Origin of the sequence: Actinoplanes cyaneus (assembly GCF_016862095.1) — a bacterium.
Taxonomy (GTDB): Bacteria; Actinomycetota; Actinomycetes; order Mycobacteriales; family Micromonosporaceae; genus Actinoplanes; species Actinoplanes cyaneus.
The window spans coordinates 103,606-118,913 of record NZ_BOMH01000048.1 but is presented as its reverse complement, the minus strand read 5'-3'; the positions used below and the strand labels follow the sequence as shown (position 1 = coordinate 118,913).

13 protein-coding genes are annotated in these 15,308 nt (G+C 70.4%); 7 read left to right on the top strand and 6 right to left on the bottom strand.

From position 1 onward, the window contains the following. Together Acy02nite_RS31775 and Acy02nite_RS31770 are read left to right on the top strand one after the other, a co-directional pair. Positions 1-1,617, top strand: a 1,617-nt coding sequence (locus tag Acy02nite_RS31775) for an SseB family protein (protein ID WP_203748493.1), incomplete at its 5' end; no start/stop codon positions are given. Then, positions 1,614-1,979: a UCP033725 family protein gene (locus tag Acy02nite_RS31770; protein WP_203748477.1), complete on the top strand. Its 366-nt coding sequence runs from the start codon at positions 1,614-1,616 to the stop codon at positions 1,977-1,979. The genes Acy02nite_RS31775 and Acy02nite_RS31770, both read left to right, overlap by 4 nt. Here Acy02nite_RS31770 and Acy02nite_RS31765 read toward each other — a convergent pair whose 3' ends face one another. The 4 genes from Acy02nite_RS31765 to acs form a co-directional block, all read right to left on the bottom strand. After that, positions 1,980-2,894 (bottom strand): alpha/beta fold hydrolase, encoded by a 915-nt coding sequence (locus tag Acy02nite_RS31765; protein WP_203748473.1) that lies wholly within the window; start codon positions 2,892-2,894, stop codon positions 1,980-1,982. Between the two features lie 59 nt (positions 2,895-2,953). Beyond that, positions 2,954-3,394, bottom strand: coding sequence for a hypothetical protein (locus Acy02nite_RS31760; RefSeq protein ID WP_203748470.1), 441 nt, complete (start codon positions 3,392-3,394; stop codon positions 2,954-2,956). A 115-nt stretch (positions 3,395-3,509) separates the two neighbouring features. After that, complete coding sequence (locus tag Acy02nite_RS31755) at positions 3,510-5,885, bottom strand: immune inhibitor A domain-containing protein (protein WP_203748532.1); 2,376 nt, start codon at positions 5,883-5,885, stop codon at positions 3,510-3,512. 265 nt (positions 5,886-6,150) lie between these two features. Continuing rightward, positions 6,151-8,136, bottom strand: a complete 1,986-nt coding sequence (gene acs, locus Acy02nite_RS31750; RefSeq protein WP_203748468.1) for an acetate--CoA ligase — start codon at positions 8,134-8,136, stop codon at positions 6,151-6,153. Between the two features lie 200 nt (positions 8,137-8,336). Here acs and Acy02nite_RS31745 point away from each other — a divergent pair, with 200 nt between their 5' ends. Together Acy02nite_RS31745 and Acy02nite_RS31740 are read left to right on the top strand one after the other, a co-directional pair. Further along, positions 8,337-9,068 carry a Fic family protein gene (locus Acy02nite_RS31745; protein ID WP_239175398.1) on the top strand — a complete coding sequence of 244 codons (732 nt, stop codon included), beginning with the start codon at positions 8,337-8,339 and terminating at the stop codon, positions 9,066-9,068. Positions 9,069-9,101: 33 nt separating this feature from the next. Continuing rightward, the gene (locus Acy02nite_RS31740; RefSeq protein ID WP_203748462.1) at positions 9,102-9,581 is read left to right on the top strand and encodes a PH domain-containing protein; all 480 of its coding nucleotides are present in this window, start codon (positions 9,102-9,104) and stop codon (positions 9,579-9,581) included. An 862-nt stretch (positions 9,582-10,443) separates the two neighbouring features. Here the strand turns inward: Acy02nite_RS31740 and Acy02nite_RS31735 are convergent. Together Acy02nite_RS31735 and Acy02nite_RS31730 are read right to left on the bottom strand one after the other, a co-directional pair. Next, positions 10,444-11,247, bottom strand: a complete 804-nt coding sequence (locus Acy02nite_RS31735) for an HAD family hydrolase (RefSeq protein ID WP_203748458.1) — start codon at positions 11,245-11,247, stop codon at positions 10,444-10,446. Between the two features lie 318 nt (positions 11,248-11,565). Continuing rightward, complete coding sequence (locus Acy02nite_RS31730) at positions 11,566-11,931, bottom strand: STAS domain-containing protein (RefSeq protein ID WP_203748455.1); 366 nt, start codon at positions 11,929-11,931, stop codon at positions 11,566-11,568. Between the two features lie 224 nt (positions 11,932-12,155). Between Acy02nite_RS31730 and ssd the strand changes: the two genes are divergently transcribed. From ssd to Acy02nite_RS31715, 3 genes are read left to right on the top strand one after another with little or no spacing between them, the layout of a single operon-like run. Then, a complete protein-coding gene (ssd, locus tag Acy02nite_RS31725) occupies positions 12,156-13,226 on the top strand; it encodes a septum site-determining protein Ssd (RefSeq protein WP_203748452.1) in 1,071 nt (356 codons plus the stop codon). Continuing rightward, positions 13,223-14,383 (top strand): TadA family conjugal transfer-associated ATPase, encoded by a 1,161-nt coding sequence (locus Acy02nite_RS31720; RefSeq protein WP_203748444.1) that lies wholly within the window; start codon positions 13,223-13,225, stop codon positions 14,381-14,383. Before ssd ends, Acy02nite_RS31720 begins: the two co-directional genes overlap by 4 nt. Next, positions 14,380-15,198, top strand: coding sequence for a hypothetical protein (locus Acy02nite_RS31715; RefSeq protein ID WP_203748431.1), 819 nt, complete (start codon positions 14,380-14,382; stop codon positions 15,196-15,198). Before Acy02nite_RS31720 ends, Acy02nite_RS31715 begins: the two co-directional genes overlap by 4 nt. The last annotated feature ends 110 nt before the right edge of the window (positions 15,199-15,308 follow it).

Here is a 15,308-nt window from a genome sequence, read left to right as displayed (position 1 = left end):
GCTTCGGCTTCGCCGGCCTACGGTCAGGGTTCTGCCGCGCCCGCTTACGGTGCGGCCGCCTCGGCGTCCGGTTTCGGCCAGGCCGGCTCGGGCCCCGGCGGCGCCGCTCCCGGCGTGCCCGGGTTCGGCCCCGCGGCTCCTGACGCGTCGTCCGGTCTTCCCGGCTCTCCGAGTGCCCCCGGCTCTCCGAGTGCCCCCGGACGCCTGCCGGAGAGGCGCCCCGTCTCGGCGCCGGCGGCTCCGGGCAGCCCCATCTCGGGTGCCGCTGCTCCTGGCGCCCCGATCTCCGGTGCCGCTGCTCCCGGCAGCCCGGCCGCGGCCTATGCGGCTCCGGGCGGATCGCCGGGGACGTACGTTCCGGCGTCGGCCTTCGCGGGAACGGGTGGCTCGGGGACGCAGGGCGCCACGAACGGTGCTCCCACCGGGCCTTCGGCGTACACGCCGCCCGGATACAGCGCTCCGGCCGTGCCCGGGCCCGCCGTGGGCATGCCGCCGCAGGGCAGCCCCGCTTCGGCGTACGCGAATCAGGCGCATGTCACGCAGGTCATCCAGCTGCCGTCGGCGACTCCGGCCGCGCCCACCTCCGGCTCGTCCGGGATGGGTGTCACCGGCTCGTCGACCGGCGGCCAGGGCCAGGGAGATCGGGCGCACGAGAACTTCGTCCCGGCCAACGAGACCGAGCGGGAGCTGCAGGACGCGGCCGACGCCGGGAACACCGACGTCTTCCTCTCCACCCTGCTGCTGGCGAACGTGCTGGTCCCGGTCGCACACCACTCCCGGCCGGGCAGCGCGCCCGGCGAGTCCGGCTTCGCGTTCCAGCCGGAGGAGGTCGGGGGCGAGAAGTTCCTGATCGTCTTCACCAGCAAGGACCGGCTCTCCGAGCACTTCGGCGAGCCGACCCGCACGGTGGGCGCGCGGTTCTACGAGCTGATCCGTAACTGGCCCGACCCGAACTGGTCGTTCGCGGTCAACCCGGGCACCCCGGTCGGCGCGAAGTACCCGGGGACGCAGATCATCGCCCTGGCGAACTGGGCTACCGAGGCGGGTCTCGGCGCGGATCCGATCGAGAGTCCGTCGGCCGACGAGGCGGCGGCCACGGTGCCGGCGCCGGAGCCGGTCAACGACGAGGCGCAGCACGCCACGGTGATGCAGAAGACGATCGCCGCCGACCAGGTCGACTACTACCTGGACCGGGGTTATGACCGGGTGGCAGGTTTCGTGCATCGGGCCTCCGAGGTCGAGCACCTGCGGACGCCGGCGGAGTTGTTCGGCGCGCTCGGGCTGAACTACGAGGGCTCGCCGTTCCAGTCCGACGCCCAGGAGGCGTTCGTGCTGCGCTGGCCGGCGTTCCGTCCCAGCCTGTACCGGATTCCCTACGGCGGGCAGAACGAGCAGGCATTGCGCGCGATGGACGGCTGGGTGATCGAGCGCCCGCCGTTCCGCGGCAACGGCTTCGCCCCGGGCGAGGGTCGTGATGTCGTCGCGGAGTTCAAGGTGGACAGTGTGCGGCTGCCGCACGGCGCCCAGCTGTGGCGCGTCGGCGCGGACGGCAACGAGCGCATGGTGGCGATCTTCGACGCGGACGGGCCGCTGTGGCGCCGGGTGGGTGAGCAGTGATGCGCGACGGTTACGTGGTGTCCTGGCAGGGGCAGGACTACGACGCGGTGCCGGACGGCGACAAGGTGCGGATCTACGGCACCCGTCCGGCGGAGGGTTTCACCGAGGTGAAGCCCGGGCGGTATGTACGGGTCCTGGAGCCCGACGAGTACGACGAGATTGCCTACGTCCGGACAATGTGCACCTGGCGTGGCGAGCCGTTCATCGTGCTCGCGGAGGCGGACACCTGGTTGCGGCTGGAGTACACCGGGGGTCGCGCCCCGGTGGCCCGCCGGCTCGGCCTGGAGGAGTTCGACTACGGCGTCTACCAGGGCTGGGCCCCGGCCAGCGAGATCCGCGACCTCTACGAGCACCGGGTCTGATCAGGCGGGCGTCTTCAGCCAGCGCACGATCTCGCCGGTGACGAGGTCAGGCTCCTCCTGGTGGATGAAGTGGCCCGCGCCGGGCAGGAGCCGCCACTCGTACGGCGCGGTCACATACCGCCCCGATCCTTGCGCTGTCCGCGGCAGGATCGCCGTGTCCAGCGAGCCGTGCAGCTGCAGTGTCGGCATGCCGAGCGGCTGCTGCATCAGTTTCACGAAGCGGTAGCCCTGGAGCCGGAGCGCGCTGCGCGCCACCCAGCGGTACGCCTCGAGCGCGCAGAACGACGCCTGCGGGATCTGCATCGCCTGCCGGCAGCGGTACGAGTAGTCCGCGAACTCGGGTGTGGCCGCCCACGCCGGGCTGCTCCAGTGCTCCATGAGCTCGCCGATGAGCGCGGCGTCGTCACGGGTCAGCACATGTTCGTACCGCGGAACCTGGAACTTGAGAATGGTGGCGGAGGCCGCGAATTGGCCGCGAGGGTCGGCGAAGAGCGCGGCCCGCAACCGCAGCGGGTGTGCCGCGCCGAGCACGACGAGCCGGTTGACGAGTTTGGGGTGGAATGCCGCGGCGGCCCAGCCGATCATGCCGCCGGCTCCGGCGCCGACGATCGTGGCGGAGCGTTCGCCGAGCGCGCGGATCAGGCCGGTGACGTCCGCGGCCATGGTGTAGCCGTCATACCCCCTCGGGGGTTTGTCGCTCAGGCCGTAACCACGCAGGTCGATGGCGGCGGCGCGGTAGCCCGCGTCAGCGACGCGGGTCATCACGTCGTGCCAGGCCCACCAGAACTCGGGGAAGCCGTGCAGGAAGAGGACGAGTGGCCCGGTGCCCACCTCCACGACGTGGAACCGGCTGCCGTTGGCGCCGACGAAGCGGTGTGACCACGGGCCTTCCGCCATTACCACCGACTCGTCCATGTCGAAAGCCTATGCTTCGCTGTCACGGTCGATGCGAGGCACTCGTGAACCGGTGCGGATCATCCGATGGGCTCGGCGGCGGTCATCGCCATCAGATCGCCCGGCCCGCAGTAGATCTTCAGCAGCGACGTTTCCACCTTGACCCGGACCCGGGCCTTCTCCTTCAGCGTGATGCCCTCGGCGTTGTAGAGCGCGTAGCGGTTGCCCTCGTCCGAGATGAGGCCGTAGCAGGGGCCGGTGCCGCCGCGGGTGACCATGCCGACCACCCAGCCGGTCTCCGGGCGATTGTCGGTCGGCTCCTTGGGCGGCGCGTCGGTCAGCGTGATGGTGGGCAGCGGTGCCGGCGACTCCGGGGACGTTGCGCCGGAAGACGGCGCCGAGGGCGACGCACTTGACGAGGGAGCCGAGGCGGACGACGTACCGGAGGAGGCTCCACATCCGGCGACGACCGCCCCGGCCGCCACGGCCAGACCGATCCGGAACATGTGGTGACTGCGCATCAACTCATCCTTCCCTCGCGAACCGTCAACAGTGGGACGAAACGCGTCGCCTACCGGTTCCCGGAAAAAGGCGACGCCCGGGGAGTAGGGCCCCGGGCGTCGCTGGGTGGGTGGATCAGTAGACGGCGACCGTCATCGAGGTGCCGATCTGGCTGAGCACCGCGATCTTCACGCCCACGGCGGGCAGTTTGACGCCGTGGTTGGGCAGCTCGTCGTAGTAGTACTTGTCCTTGTCGCTGAAGACCGGGTCACCGGCCAGCGGCTTGACGACCGACTTCGCGCTGTTCAGGTGCAGGGTCATGCCGTCCGTCGGGTAGAGGCTGAACGGAGCGTCGTAGACCTGGACCCGGGCACGCCACGGCACACCGGCCGGGTTGTTGAACGGCTTCGGGTGCGCGTCGATGTAGAGGTTGCGACCCGTGCCGGGGTGGACGTTGGTGTTGTTGTCGACCTGGGAGGTGTCCCAGTACGAGATCAGCAGCCCCGTCTGGTAGTTGTAGTGCTCCACCCAGTCCGGCTTGACGTCCATGAACCCGAAGTTGTACGGACCGGTCGCCAGGTACTTGTCGTACGAGGTGTAGCTGCGGTACCCGGCGATGTAGTAGTTCGCGTACGTGTCGGTGTAGTTGGCGCCCTTCACCGTGAACCCGTCAGCGGCCCACGTCGGGGTGCCCTCGGCGCCGTCGACGTCGACGGTCGCGCCGTCCGCGGTGACGGTCAGGTCGTCGCCGAGGAAGCCGCCCTCGGACGCCCCGCCGTCGGTCACGTAGTGCAGGCGGAAGGTGATCTTCTTGCCCGCGTACGCGTTCAGCGGCACCTCGATCGGCACCCACGCGTTCTCCGAGGAACCGGTGAGCGCGGGCTGCGGCACCTGGGCGCCGTCACGCGGGAAGGCCTCGCCACCAGCGGTGCCGTCGAGCTTGGTCCAGGTCGCGCCGCCGTCGGTGGACGCCTCGAAGTAGAGGTAGTCGTAGTCCAGCTCGATCGAGTACCGGCCCTGCAGCGAAACGCTGGCGCTGGTCTTCCCGGTCAGGTCGATCGTCTTGGACAGCGAGTTGTCCAGGTCGTCGGCGTTGCCGGAGAAGTACTGCTTGGTGCCGTCGTACGGCGCGCCGAGCTCGGTGGTGACCTGCTTGTCCGGCAGGTTCACGACCAGCGCCTGCTTCTTCTTGGAGTTGTACTCCTCGGGCCCCAGGTTGACGATCTTCTTCTGACCGGCCTTGACCTTCTCGTAGTCGAGCCAGCCGAGCTGCAGCTTGTTCCACGCACCCAGGTCGCCGGGGCGGGTGCCGATGCCCTGGTCGCCCTTGGCGCCGAGCCGGCTCTGCGCCATCAGCGTCCAGTACTCGTTGCTGTTGTCGCCGATCGTGGTGGTGTCGTAGTCGTCCGGCAGACCGAGGTCGTGCGTGTACTCGTGGACGAAGACGCTCAGGCCGCCGTTCTCCGGCTGCATGGTGTAGTCGCCGACCCAGAGGCCGGTGTCACCGATCTGCGTGCCACCGTTGAGGTTTCCGGCCGGTCCGGTGACGGTCTTGTCGCCCGCGTAGGCGTAGGACCGGTGGCTCCAGATCGCGTCCTCGCCCTGGTACGGGTCACCGTCGGCCTGGTCGCCGCCGGCGTGCACGATCTGGAAGTGGTCCAGGTATCCGTCGGCCTCGTTGAAGTTGCCGTCGCCGTCGAAGTCGTACCGGTCGTACTGGTCGAACGATGCCAGGTCGGCCTTGATCTCGGCCTTGCTGCGGCCGGCGGCGATCTGGTCGGAGTACCACTGGTTGACCGCGTCGCGGACCAGGTCGTACACGTTCGGGCAGATGCTTCCCGGGCAGACGGCCGGGTCGTCGCCGTTCTCCTTCGGGTCGTCGTTGGACCGGCCGTACCGAGCCTCGTTGTACTTGACCTTGACCCAGTCGGTGACCTCGCCGTCGACGCTGTAGCGCCCGGACGACTGGCTCTCGAAGTAGGTCTTCACCGACTCGACGTTCTTGCCGGTGCCGAAGTACAGGTTCTGGTAGTAGTCCTTCGAGTAGTCCGACTGCCAGACCGTGGAGTTGTCCACCGACCGGTCCGGCGCGGGGATCGCGTTGTGCAGCGGGCCGTCGAACGTGGACGGACCGGCGTACTTCGCCGTCGTGTCCTTGTCCGGGTAGGCGGGGTCCCGCTCGGTCCCGAACTCGGTCAGGATCACGAAGATCTTGTCGGTCCGCTCCCGGGAGAGCTCGACGTACTGGTTCTTTCCAGGATGACCGAAACCGCCGTTGCCGTACGTCCTGCCCAGGTTGACGACCTTGCTGCCGTTCTTGGTCTCGATCTTGGACTTGCCGCTGACCACCTGGGAGACGGCCTCTTCGCGCAGCGCGCGACGCTTTTCTTCGAGCGGGTGCGGCAGGTCGTCGAGCGGGGCGTTGTCGCCCGTCGCCGCGACCGGAGCCGGTTCAGCCGGCGGGGCGGCGAAGGCCATCGTCGGAGCCATCGCTCCCACGGTGGTCACCATCGCCGCGCCGAGCAGTCCCGCGACTACCTTGCGCACTACGTTTACCTCCGTTTTCGCGGCCGGGCACGGTGTGCCGAGCCCGGCGTCAAACGGCCCCGGGGTTCGGGGACTAGAGGTGAACGTATGCAAACCAACTGATGTTCGGGGATCGCACAGGAGATTGATCTCCAACGGTTACGTGATATGACCTTGGCATATCGCGCCAATATGCATAAAGGACAAAAGGGCTGGTAGCGCATGCGCTACCAGCCCTTATAGAAGGACGTCAGTCTTCTGACTTCGCCGACTTCATCCCGGAACTGATCAGGTCCATCACGGCCGAGTCCTGCAGTGTCGTGACGTCACCCAGCGACCGGTTCTCGGCCACGTCGCGCAGCAGCCGCCGCATGATCTTGCCGGAGCGGGTCTTCGGCAGCTCGGTGACGAGCATGATCTGCCGCGGCTTGGCGATCGGGCCGAGCGTCTTGGACACGTGGTTGCGCAGCTCCTTGATCAGCTCCTCGCCGGCGTCGCCATCGGTCGCCACGCTGCCGCGCGGGATGGTGAACGCGACGATCGCCTGACCCGTCGTCGGGTCGGTCGCGCCGACCACCGCGGCCTCGGCCACCGACGGGTGCGAGACCAGCGCCGACTCCACCTCGGTGGTGGAGATGTTGTGCCCGGAGACCAGCATGACGTCGTCGACCCGGCCGAGCAGCCAGAGCGCGCCGTCCTCGTCCTTCTTCGCGCCGTCACCGGCGAAGTAGATCCACTTGTCGCCGTTGCCGGCGCCGGCCCCGAAACGGGACCAGTAGGTGTCGAGGAAGCGCTGGTCGTCGCCCCAGATCGTGCGCAGCATCGACGGCCACGGCTCGGTCAGGACGAGGAAGCCACCCCCGCCGTTCGGCACCGGCGTCGCGGTGTCGTCGACCACGTCGGCGGCGATCCCGGGCAGCGCGGTCATCGCCGAGCCGGGCTTGGCCTCGGTGACACCGGGCAGCGGAGAGATCATCACGGCGCCGGTCTCGGTCTGCCACCAGGTGTCGACGACCGGGGTGCGCTCGTGGCCGACATGCTCCCGGTACCACATCCAGGCCTCGGGGTTGATCGGCTCACCCACGCTGCCCAGCACCCGCAGCGAGGACAGGTCGTACTTCGCGGGGATGTCGTCGCCCCACTTCATCATCGTGCGGATCAGCGTCGGCGCGGTGTAGAGGATCGACACCTTGTACTTGTCGACGATCTGCCAGAAGCGGCCGCGGTCCGGGGTGTCCGGCGTGCCCTCGTACATCACCTGGGTCGCGCCGTTGGAGAGCGGGCCGTAGACGATGTAGGAGTGGCCGGTCACCCAGCCGATGTCGGCCGTGCACCAGTAGACGTCGGTCTCCGGCTTCAGGTCGAAGACCGCGTTGTGCGTGTACGACGTCTGCGTCAGGTAACCGCCGGTGGTGTGCAGGATGCCCTTCGGCTTACCCGTCGTGCCCGAGGTGTAGAGGATGAAGAGCGGGTGCTCGGCGTCGAACGGCTGCGCCTGGTGCTCCGGGGCGGCCTGCTCGACGGTCTCGTGCCACCACTTGTCCTTCTCGGTCCAGGCGACGTCCTGCCCGGTGCGGCGGACCACCAGCACGTGCTCGATGCTCTCGCAGCGGGCCACGGCCTCGTCGACGGTCGGCTTCAGCGCGGACGGCTTGCCGCGGCGGTAACCACCGTCGGCGGTGATCACGACCTTGGCGTCGGCGTCCTGGATGCGGGTGGCGAGCGCGTCGACCGAGAAGCCGCCGAACACCACGCTGTGCGTCGCGCCGATCCGGGCGCAGGCCAGCATCGCGACCGCGGCCTCCGGGATCATCGGCAGGTAGATCGCGACCCGGTCACCGGCGGCCACGCCGAGCTCGGTCAGCGTGTTCGCGGCCTGCGAGACAAGCTTCAGCAGATCCGCGTACGTCACGGTCCGGGTGTCGCCCGGCTCGCCCTCCCAGTGGATGGCGACCTTTTCCCCGTTGCCGGCCTCGACGTGCCGGTCGACGCAGTTGTACGCCACGTTCAGCTCGCCGCCGACGAACCACTTCGCGAACGGCGGGTTGGACCAGTCCAGCACCTGATCCCACGGTTTCGCCCAGGCCAGCCGCTCGGCCTGGCGCTCCCAGTAGGCGAGGCGGTCGGCCGCTGCCTCCTCATACGCCTCGGCCTTGACGTTGGCGGCGGCCGCAAGCTGCGCGGACGGCGGGAACTTCCGCGTCTCGGTGGACAAGTTCTCCAGGGTCTCACTCATGAGGGCGGCTCCTCTGCCGTGACCGGGGTCTCTTTGTTGCACACTAGTTCCGACCGGAGTGCCCGGCGAAGGCTGCGCGCTGGGCGGTGTCAGGCGCGCGCCGAATGACGCGTACGTGATCGGTCCTGCGCGAATCTTGCCAGTTCCACTCTCGTTTGTGCACCCCGTGTTTCCGTCGTCTTACCGGTTACCGTGTTCGGGTGGATCCACTAGCTCCCCTGCTCGATCTTGCTGACGTCGCTCCGGCCCTGGCCGCGGCCCGGGACAGCGTCGACACCGCGATGCGGCACCGTGCCCTGCGCCGGCACGGCGGCCAGGTCGCCGCCGAGGCCAGCCTGCGCGCCGCCGTCGCCAGCGCCGCCCTCGAAGGCAATGTTCACGATCTCGACGACGTCCGCGCCGGCACGGTCACCGATCCGGTCCTGCAGGGCGCGCTGCGCGTCGCCGAAGGACTCGGCGGCCTCGTCGACCTCTGGCCGCGCGCACCCCGCCAGGTGCTCGCCAAGCTGCACATCCTCGCCGCCCGCGGCGTCGTCCACGCCGATCACCTCGGCCGGCTCACCGGCGCCGCCGAGCGGATCGACGCGCTGGCCGGCCTGGTCGCCGGCAACGAGGAGACCCCGCCGCTGCTGCTCGCCGCGATCGTGCACGCGGAGCTGATCACGTTGCGCCCCTTCGCCGGGCCGGCCGGTGTGGTGGCTCGCGCCGCCGCCCGGCTCACCCTGATCGGGCGCGGTTTCGACCCGCGTGGCCTGGTCGGCGTCGAAGTGGGTCACCTCGCGCGCGAGCCGGAGTACGTGGGGTCCGCAGGCGCCTACGCCACCGGCACGCCCGACGGGGTCCGTTCGTGGCTGCGGCACTACGCCGCGGCGATCACGGCCGGCGCGGAGGAGATCACTACTATCGGTGACCAGGTATTGGCAACTGTCTGACCTGTGATCAATTCGGCGTCGCATACTTTGCGGGTGGCTGACAACTGGGTGCGTCCGTACGAGCCCGGCTCCGGACGCTGGCTGGTCATCGCGTGGGAGGCCGTCGCGCTGGCGATGCTGAGCTGGGCCACGGTCCGGCAGTTCGACCTGATGGGGCACGGCGTGCGGGTGGTTGCCTGCCTGCTCGCCGCGGTCTGGGTGGTCGGCGCCTGGCGGATCCTGCAACTCGGCGTCTACATCAGCACGGAAGGCGTGCTGATCCGCGGCCTGCTGCGATCGCGGGTGATGCGCTGGCGCGAGATCGGCGGCGTGCGCCTCCAGCGGACCCGGCATCGGCTCGGCCCCTGGGAGATCGAGAGCGGCAACACCGTGCTGCTGGAGCGGCTGAACGGCGAGACGGTGAACACCGAGCTCTGGGAGAAAGGCGTGGACTTCCACGCCCGCCCGACCGTGTTCCGGGCCGTCTACCAGGAGATCCGCAACCGGCACCGCACCGCCGCGTCAGAACAGTAAAGAGCAGATCCGCAACCGGCACCGCCGCGTCCGAACAGTAAAGAGCCGGCGTCCCTCGCGGGGGCGCCGGCTTCGCGCGTCCGGACCGGGTTAACAAGCGTGCACCTGGGTCGTTGTCGACAGTCCAGCAACCTGGTGGCGATGATCCCCATGAAGGCGGAAGCACCACCTGTGGTGGAGGTCCCGTCGCAACGTGCCTGCCGTGGCTGATCGCGCGTGGGTTCCCGGTGGCCGTGCACGGCGCCCGATCACATCGGCTGGGCCGATTTCTCGTTGGCTCCGTGCCTCTTTTCTACGCCGCTCGCGGCATGATCGCCAGCTTTCAGCCAGCAAATCTGGCGTATCCCCATTACTCAGACCGATGGCATTTGCGCTGGTCATTGCTTTGGAAGATCAAAATCAAGATCTTCATGTCCGATCTCCGCGGTGGTCCGGACCGTCGCTCCCGCGGGGACCCTTCCGGGCTGAGCAGGGCGCGGGGCGCCCAAAACGCTCAACCCTCCAGGGCGGCCTCCGTCGCGGGTCAAGCTCACCCCAACCCCAACCCCAACCCCAACCCCAACCCCAACCCCAACCCCAACCCCAACCCCAACCCCAACCCCAACCCGCCCGCCGAACCAGCCGGACGCCGCGCCCCGGCCGCGGCCGGCACCGGTGCTGGTGCTGGCGTTGCGGCCGCAGCTCGCGCTGGTCGGCTGGTGCTCACGGTTGTTATCCGGGCGCAAAACAACCGTGAGCACCAGCCGGAGGGCGGGGGTCGCGGCTGGGGCTGGTGGGGGTGGTGGCGTCGCGCGTGAGGGTCACGGGGCCGCGTGATTGCGGTTGGGGGGCCTCACGACGTACCCAAGCAGGGGGTTGATCTTCAGGCGAGAGCGGCGCGAGACCGGCGGTGGCGGCCGTAGAGAGCGAACCCGATGGCCACGCCCACGCCGACACCCAGGGCGGCGGCGGTGATCGGGACGGCCGGGCGGTCGCGGAGGCGTTTGCCGAGGGCGATCGGGTGGCGGAACTCCAGCACCGGCCAGCGGCGCTCGACGGCGATGCGGCGCAGGGCGCGGTCCGGATTCACGACGCTGGGATGGCCGACCGCTTCCAGCATGGGCAGGTCGCTGCTGGAGTCCGAATATGCGAAACACTGACTCAGGTCGTAACCCCGCGTGGCGGCCAGCTCGCGGATGCCGACGACCTTGGCCGGGCCGGCGGAGTAGAACTCCACCTCGCCGCTGTACCGCCCGTCGACGATCGCCATGCGGGTGGCGATCACGTCGCGGATGCCCAGGAGCTCACCGATCGGGCGGACCATCTCGTCGCCGGAGGCGGAGACCAGGACCACGTCGCGGCCGGCCGCCTGGTGCTCGGCGATCAGCGCGGCGGCCTCGGCGTAGACATACGGATTGATCAGCTCGTTCAGCGTCTCCGCGACGATCTGCTGAACCTGCTCGACCCGCCAGCCCTTGCACAAAGCGGCCAGATAATCCCGGGTGCGCGCCATCGCCTGCTCGTCGGTGCCGCCGCCGAGCCGGAACATCAGCTGGGCATAGGCGGACTTCACCACGTCACGCCGGCTGATCAGGCCATCGCGATAGAACGGCCGTCCGAAGGCCAGTGCGCTGGACTTGGCGATGACGGTCTTGTCTAGGTCGAAAAACGCGGCGCTGGGGCCCACGGGCCGAAAGTGTAGCCGCAAGGCGCTCGCCCCCGGGCACCCGATCGCCGTGACGCGCAGTGAAAACGGTCAGACGGGCAGGGAGCTTGCAGCAAGTTACATTCGGTACTCGACTGCCGCCTCAGTCTGAGGCAGACTTGTGTTTGCAAGTGGGAATAGTGCCACTGCCCCGGCTTTCCAAGGCGCCACATCCGTAGAGCTAGATGAAATGGCCCTCGGTGGCCGCGCCCCCCGCGGTACCACCGAGTGATTCGGCTCGACCCCCCCGGAGCCGAATCCCAGGACGACCCCCGTCTCCCCCGGCGGGGGTCGTTCCCTTCACGCCCCGGTCGCCTGCGATGCCTCGGTCCCGGCCTCGGTGCCGACGGCCTCGATCAGACCGAAGAACTCGCTGAGCCCGGTGACGCTGAGAACACGCCGGAAGGTCGGGCTGGGGTTGATCACCAAGAACTGGATGTCGCTCTCCGTGGCGGAACGATAGCCATCTATCAATGCGCCGAGCCCGGTCGAGTCGATGAAGGACGCGGCGCGCAGATCCACACGGATGGTCGGCGGCGACCAGTCGGTGATGGCATCCCGGATGCCCTCGGCCACCTCGTCGGCATTGGAGAAATCGACCTCGCCGATCACCGTGACAGTGACCGTGCCGTCGTCCGCGAGTGTGGTCCGGATCGAGTTACCCATGCCAACTCCATCGGTCCGTGTCGGCACAACATACCCAACCCGGCCCGCTCCATACCTCGGCGGCCCTGACCGGCCACGAGACAGGCGTAACAGATCCAGTCGCCGCCCGGGGGTTCTCCACAGCGTCCGAAGTTATCCACAGCGGCACCGCGACCGATTGCCGCGACGTGGGCCGGGCCGGGAGGTTGGGCGAGCCCAATCGTGCGCATTCATGGGAGACCGCGATGCCCCTGCCGTCCCGCCCACTGCTGGTCACCGCCGACTCCGACCTGCTCGACGACCTGCTCCGGCTGGCCGCCGCCGCGGGCAGCGAGGTGGAGGTGGCGTCCGATCCGGCCGCCGCGCGGCCCCGATTCCTGCTCGCGCCGCTCGCGCTGATCGGCGCCGACCAGGCCGTTCCCTGCCTGCGTGCCCGCTTGCCGCGGCGGTCCCGGGTGATCGTCGTGGCCCGCGGAGCGCCCGCCGACGAGGTGTGGTCCGCCGTCGAGCAGCTCGGCGCCGACAACATCGTCATGCTGCCCGAGGCTGAGCCGTGGCTGATCGAGCAGTTCGCCGGCCGGCCACGCCCGCCCGTCGTGGCGCGCACCCTCGCGGTCATCGGTGGCCGAGGCGGTGCCGGCGCGAGCATCCTCGCCGCCGGGCTCGCCGCGATGGCCGTCGACGCGCGGCACCGGACCCTGCTGATCGACGCCGACCCGCTCGGTGGCGGCCTCGACCTGGTCCTCGGCTGGGAGGAGGTGAGCGGCCTGCGCTGGCCCGGGCTGGCCCAGGCCGGTGGGCGGGTCGACCCACCCGCGCTGCTCGGCGCCCTGCCACACCGCGGCGATCTGGTGCTGCTCTCCTTCGATCGCAAGGAGTTGAGCGGCGTGCCCGCCGAGGCGATGGCCGCCACCCTGGACGCCGCTCAGCGCGGCCGCGACGTGATCGTCGCCGATCTGCCCCGGCAACTCGACGACGCCGCCGTGCTCGCCCTGCAGGCCGCCGACCGCACGTTGCTCGTCGTGCCGGCCGAGCTGCGTGCCACCGCGGCGGCCGCCCGGACTCTCGCCCAGATCCGGCCGCACTGCGACGAGGTCTCGGTGGTGGTCCGCGGGCCCGCGCCCGGCCGGCTGCGACCCCGGCAGATCGCCCACTCGCTCGGGCTGCCACTGGCCGGCTCGCTGCGCCCGGAGCCGGCCATGTGCCAGGGCCTCGAACTCGGCAAACCGCCGACGGCGGACGCCAAGGGGCACCTCGCCCAACTGTGCCGCCGGCTGATCGACGAGCTGATGAGCACCCGGGCGGTGACGGCGTGAACGTGGTGGATCGGGTGCGGCGGCAATTCGCGTACGACGGAGTCGACGCCACCCCGGCCGGGGTCGTCAACGCCGTCCGGCGGGAGAGCGGGGTGCTCGGCGACCGGGCCGTGTTACGCCTCGCCGACCAGGTGCGCGACGAGCTGATCGGAGCCGGGCCACTGGCGCCGTTACTTGCCGACGCCGAGGTCACTGACGTGCTGGTCAACGGGGTTCAGGTGTGGGTGGACCGCGGTACGGGGCTGCAGCGGGCGGCGGTGCGGCTGGGGGAGCCCGAGGACGTACGCCGGCTCGCCCAGCGACTCGTCGCGGCATGCGGGCGGAGACTGGACGACGGTCAGCCGTACGCGGATGCCCGCCTGCCCGACGGAACCCGCCTGCACGCTGTGCTGCCACCGGTCGCGACCCAGGGGCCGTATCTGTCGCTGCGCACGTTCCGGCAACGTCCGTTCAGCCTGGCGGACCTGGTCACGCACGGGACGGTGCAGCCTGCCGCGGCATCGGTGCTGGAGGCGATCGTCGCGGCCAAACTGGCGTACCTGGTCACCGGTGGCACCGGCAGCGGCAAGACCACCCTGCTGGCGACCCTGCTCGGGCTGGTGCCGCCGACCGAGCGGATCGTCCTGGTCGAGGATGCCGCCGAGCTGCGGCCGGTGCATCCGCACGTCGTCGCCCTGCAGGCGCGGACCGCCAACGTGGAGGGTGCGGGGGTCATCGGGCTGACCGATCTGGTCCGCCAGGCACTGCGGATGCGCCCCGACCGGCTGGTCGTGGGGGAGTGCCGCGGCGCGGAGATCGTCGACCTGCTCGGCGCGCTCAACACCGGGCACGACGGCGGGGCCGGCACGCTGCACGCCAACGCACCCGGCGACGTGCCCGCCCGGCTGGAGGCGCTCGGGATGCTCGGCGGGCTGCCAAGGGCGGCCCTGCACGCGCAGGTGCTGGCCGCGCTGCAGGTGGTGTTGCAACTGCGGCGGACCGCGAACGGGCGGGTGCTGGAATCGGTCAGCGTGCTCGTGCCGTCCGGTGAGTCCCGGCTGACGACCGTGGTGCCGGCCTGGGAGCTGCACTCCGGGGCCGGTGCGGGAGCCCGGGTGCTCGGCCGGATGCTGCTCGACCGCGGGGTCCGGGTGCCCGCGGTACTGGGGGCGTCGTGATCGCGGTGCTGGTCGCATGCCTGCTCGGCTGCGTGGTGACGCTCGCGTGGCCGCGCGCCGGGGCGCTGACGCGGCTCGCCGGTCACCGTCCGGCGTTCCGGCTCGGTGGGCTGCCGCGGCTCCGGATGCCGGTGCACGCGCTGGGGCGGCGGGGCGTGCTCGGTGCCGCCGCGGTGGCCGCCCTGGCCGGCCTGCTGCTGGGCGGGCCGGTGGCGGCGCTGGTCGGGGCGGTCTACGCAGGGCTCGGAACGGCCGAGTGGGTGCGCCGGGCCGGACGCAAACAGGTCGCCGTGGCGCGCGCCGCTTCGCTGGACGGGCTGACCGGGCTGGTCGCGGATCTGCGGGCGGGGCTGCCACCGATGCTGGCCTCCCAAGGTCCGTTCGTCTCCTCCGGGCCGGCTCCTCCCGCTGGGCCGCTGGACACAGGCCGGTCGCTCTTCTCCGCCGCGTCCCCTGACAGGGGCACGCTGCTCGCTGGGGACCGGCGGATCACCCGGCTGACCGGGGCGGTGTGGCAGCTCGCGGAGCGCACCGGAGCCCCGGCGGCGGATCTGCTGGAGCGGATCGAGACCGATGCGCGGGCCGCGGACCGGGCGGCGGCCTCCGCCTCCGCGCAGGCGGCCGGCGCGCAGGTGACCGCGTTGCTGCTGGCGGCGTTACCCCTGGGCGGGATCGGCCTGGGTTACTCGATCGGGGCGGATCCACTTCACATCCTTCTGCGTACGCCGTTGGGCGCGGCCTGTGCGATCGCGGCACTGCTGTTGCAGTGCGCCGGGCTGCTGTGGGCGCGCCGGCTGGTCGAAGGGCTGCGCTGATGGAGTCGGCGTGCGGGGCGGCCGCGGTGCTCCGGCCGGGTGGGCCGGTGCGGGTGCCGCTGCGGGAGTGCTGCGTGGCGGCGCTGGTCGGGGCCCGGTCCTCGTCGAGC

What these genes read in the sequence shown, in the direction of transcription:
- Acy02nite_RS31765 (WP_203748473.1), bottom strand. Translation starts at nt 2,894, where the DNA reads ATGGACGAGTCGGTGGTAATGGCGGAAGGCCCGTGGTCACACCGCTTC.
- Acy02nite_RS31755 (WP_203748532.1), bottom strand. Translation starts at nt 5,885, where the DNA reads ATGGTGACCACCGTGGGAGCGATGGCTCCGACGATGGCCTTCGCCGCC.
- acs (WP_203748468.1), bottom strand. Translation starts at nt 8,136, where the DNA reads ATGAGTGAGACCCTGGAGAACTTGTCCACCGAGACGCGGAAGTTCCCG.
- ssd (WP_203748452.1), top strand. Translation starts at nt 12,156, where the DNA reads ATGCCCCTGCCGTCCCGCCCACTGCTGGTCACCGCCGACTCCGACCTG.
- Acy02nite_RS31760 (WP_203748470.1), bottom strand. Translation starts at nt 3,394, where the DNA reads ATGCGCAGTCACCACATGTTCCGGATCGGTCTGGCCGTGGCGGCCGGG.
- Acy02nite_RS31730 (WP_203748455.1), bottom strand. Translation starts at nt 11,931, where the DNA reads ATGGGTAACTCGATCCGGACCACACTCGCGGACGACGGCACGGTCACT.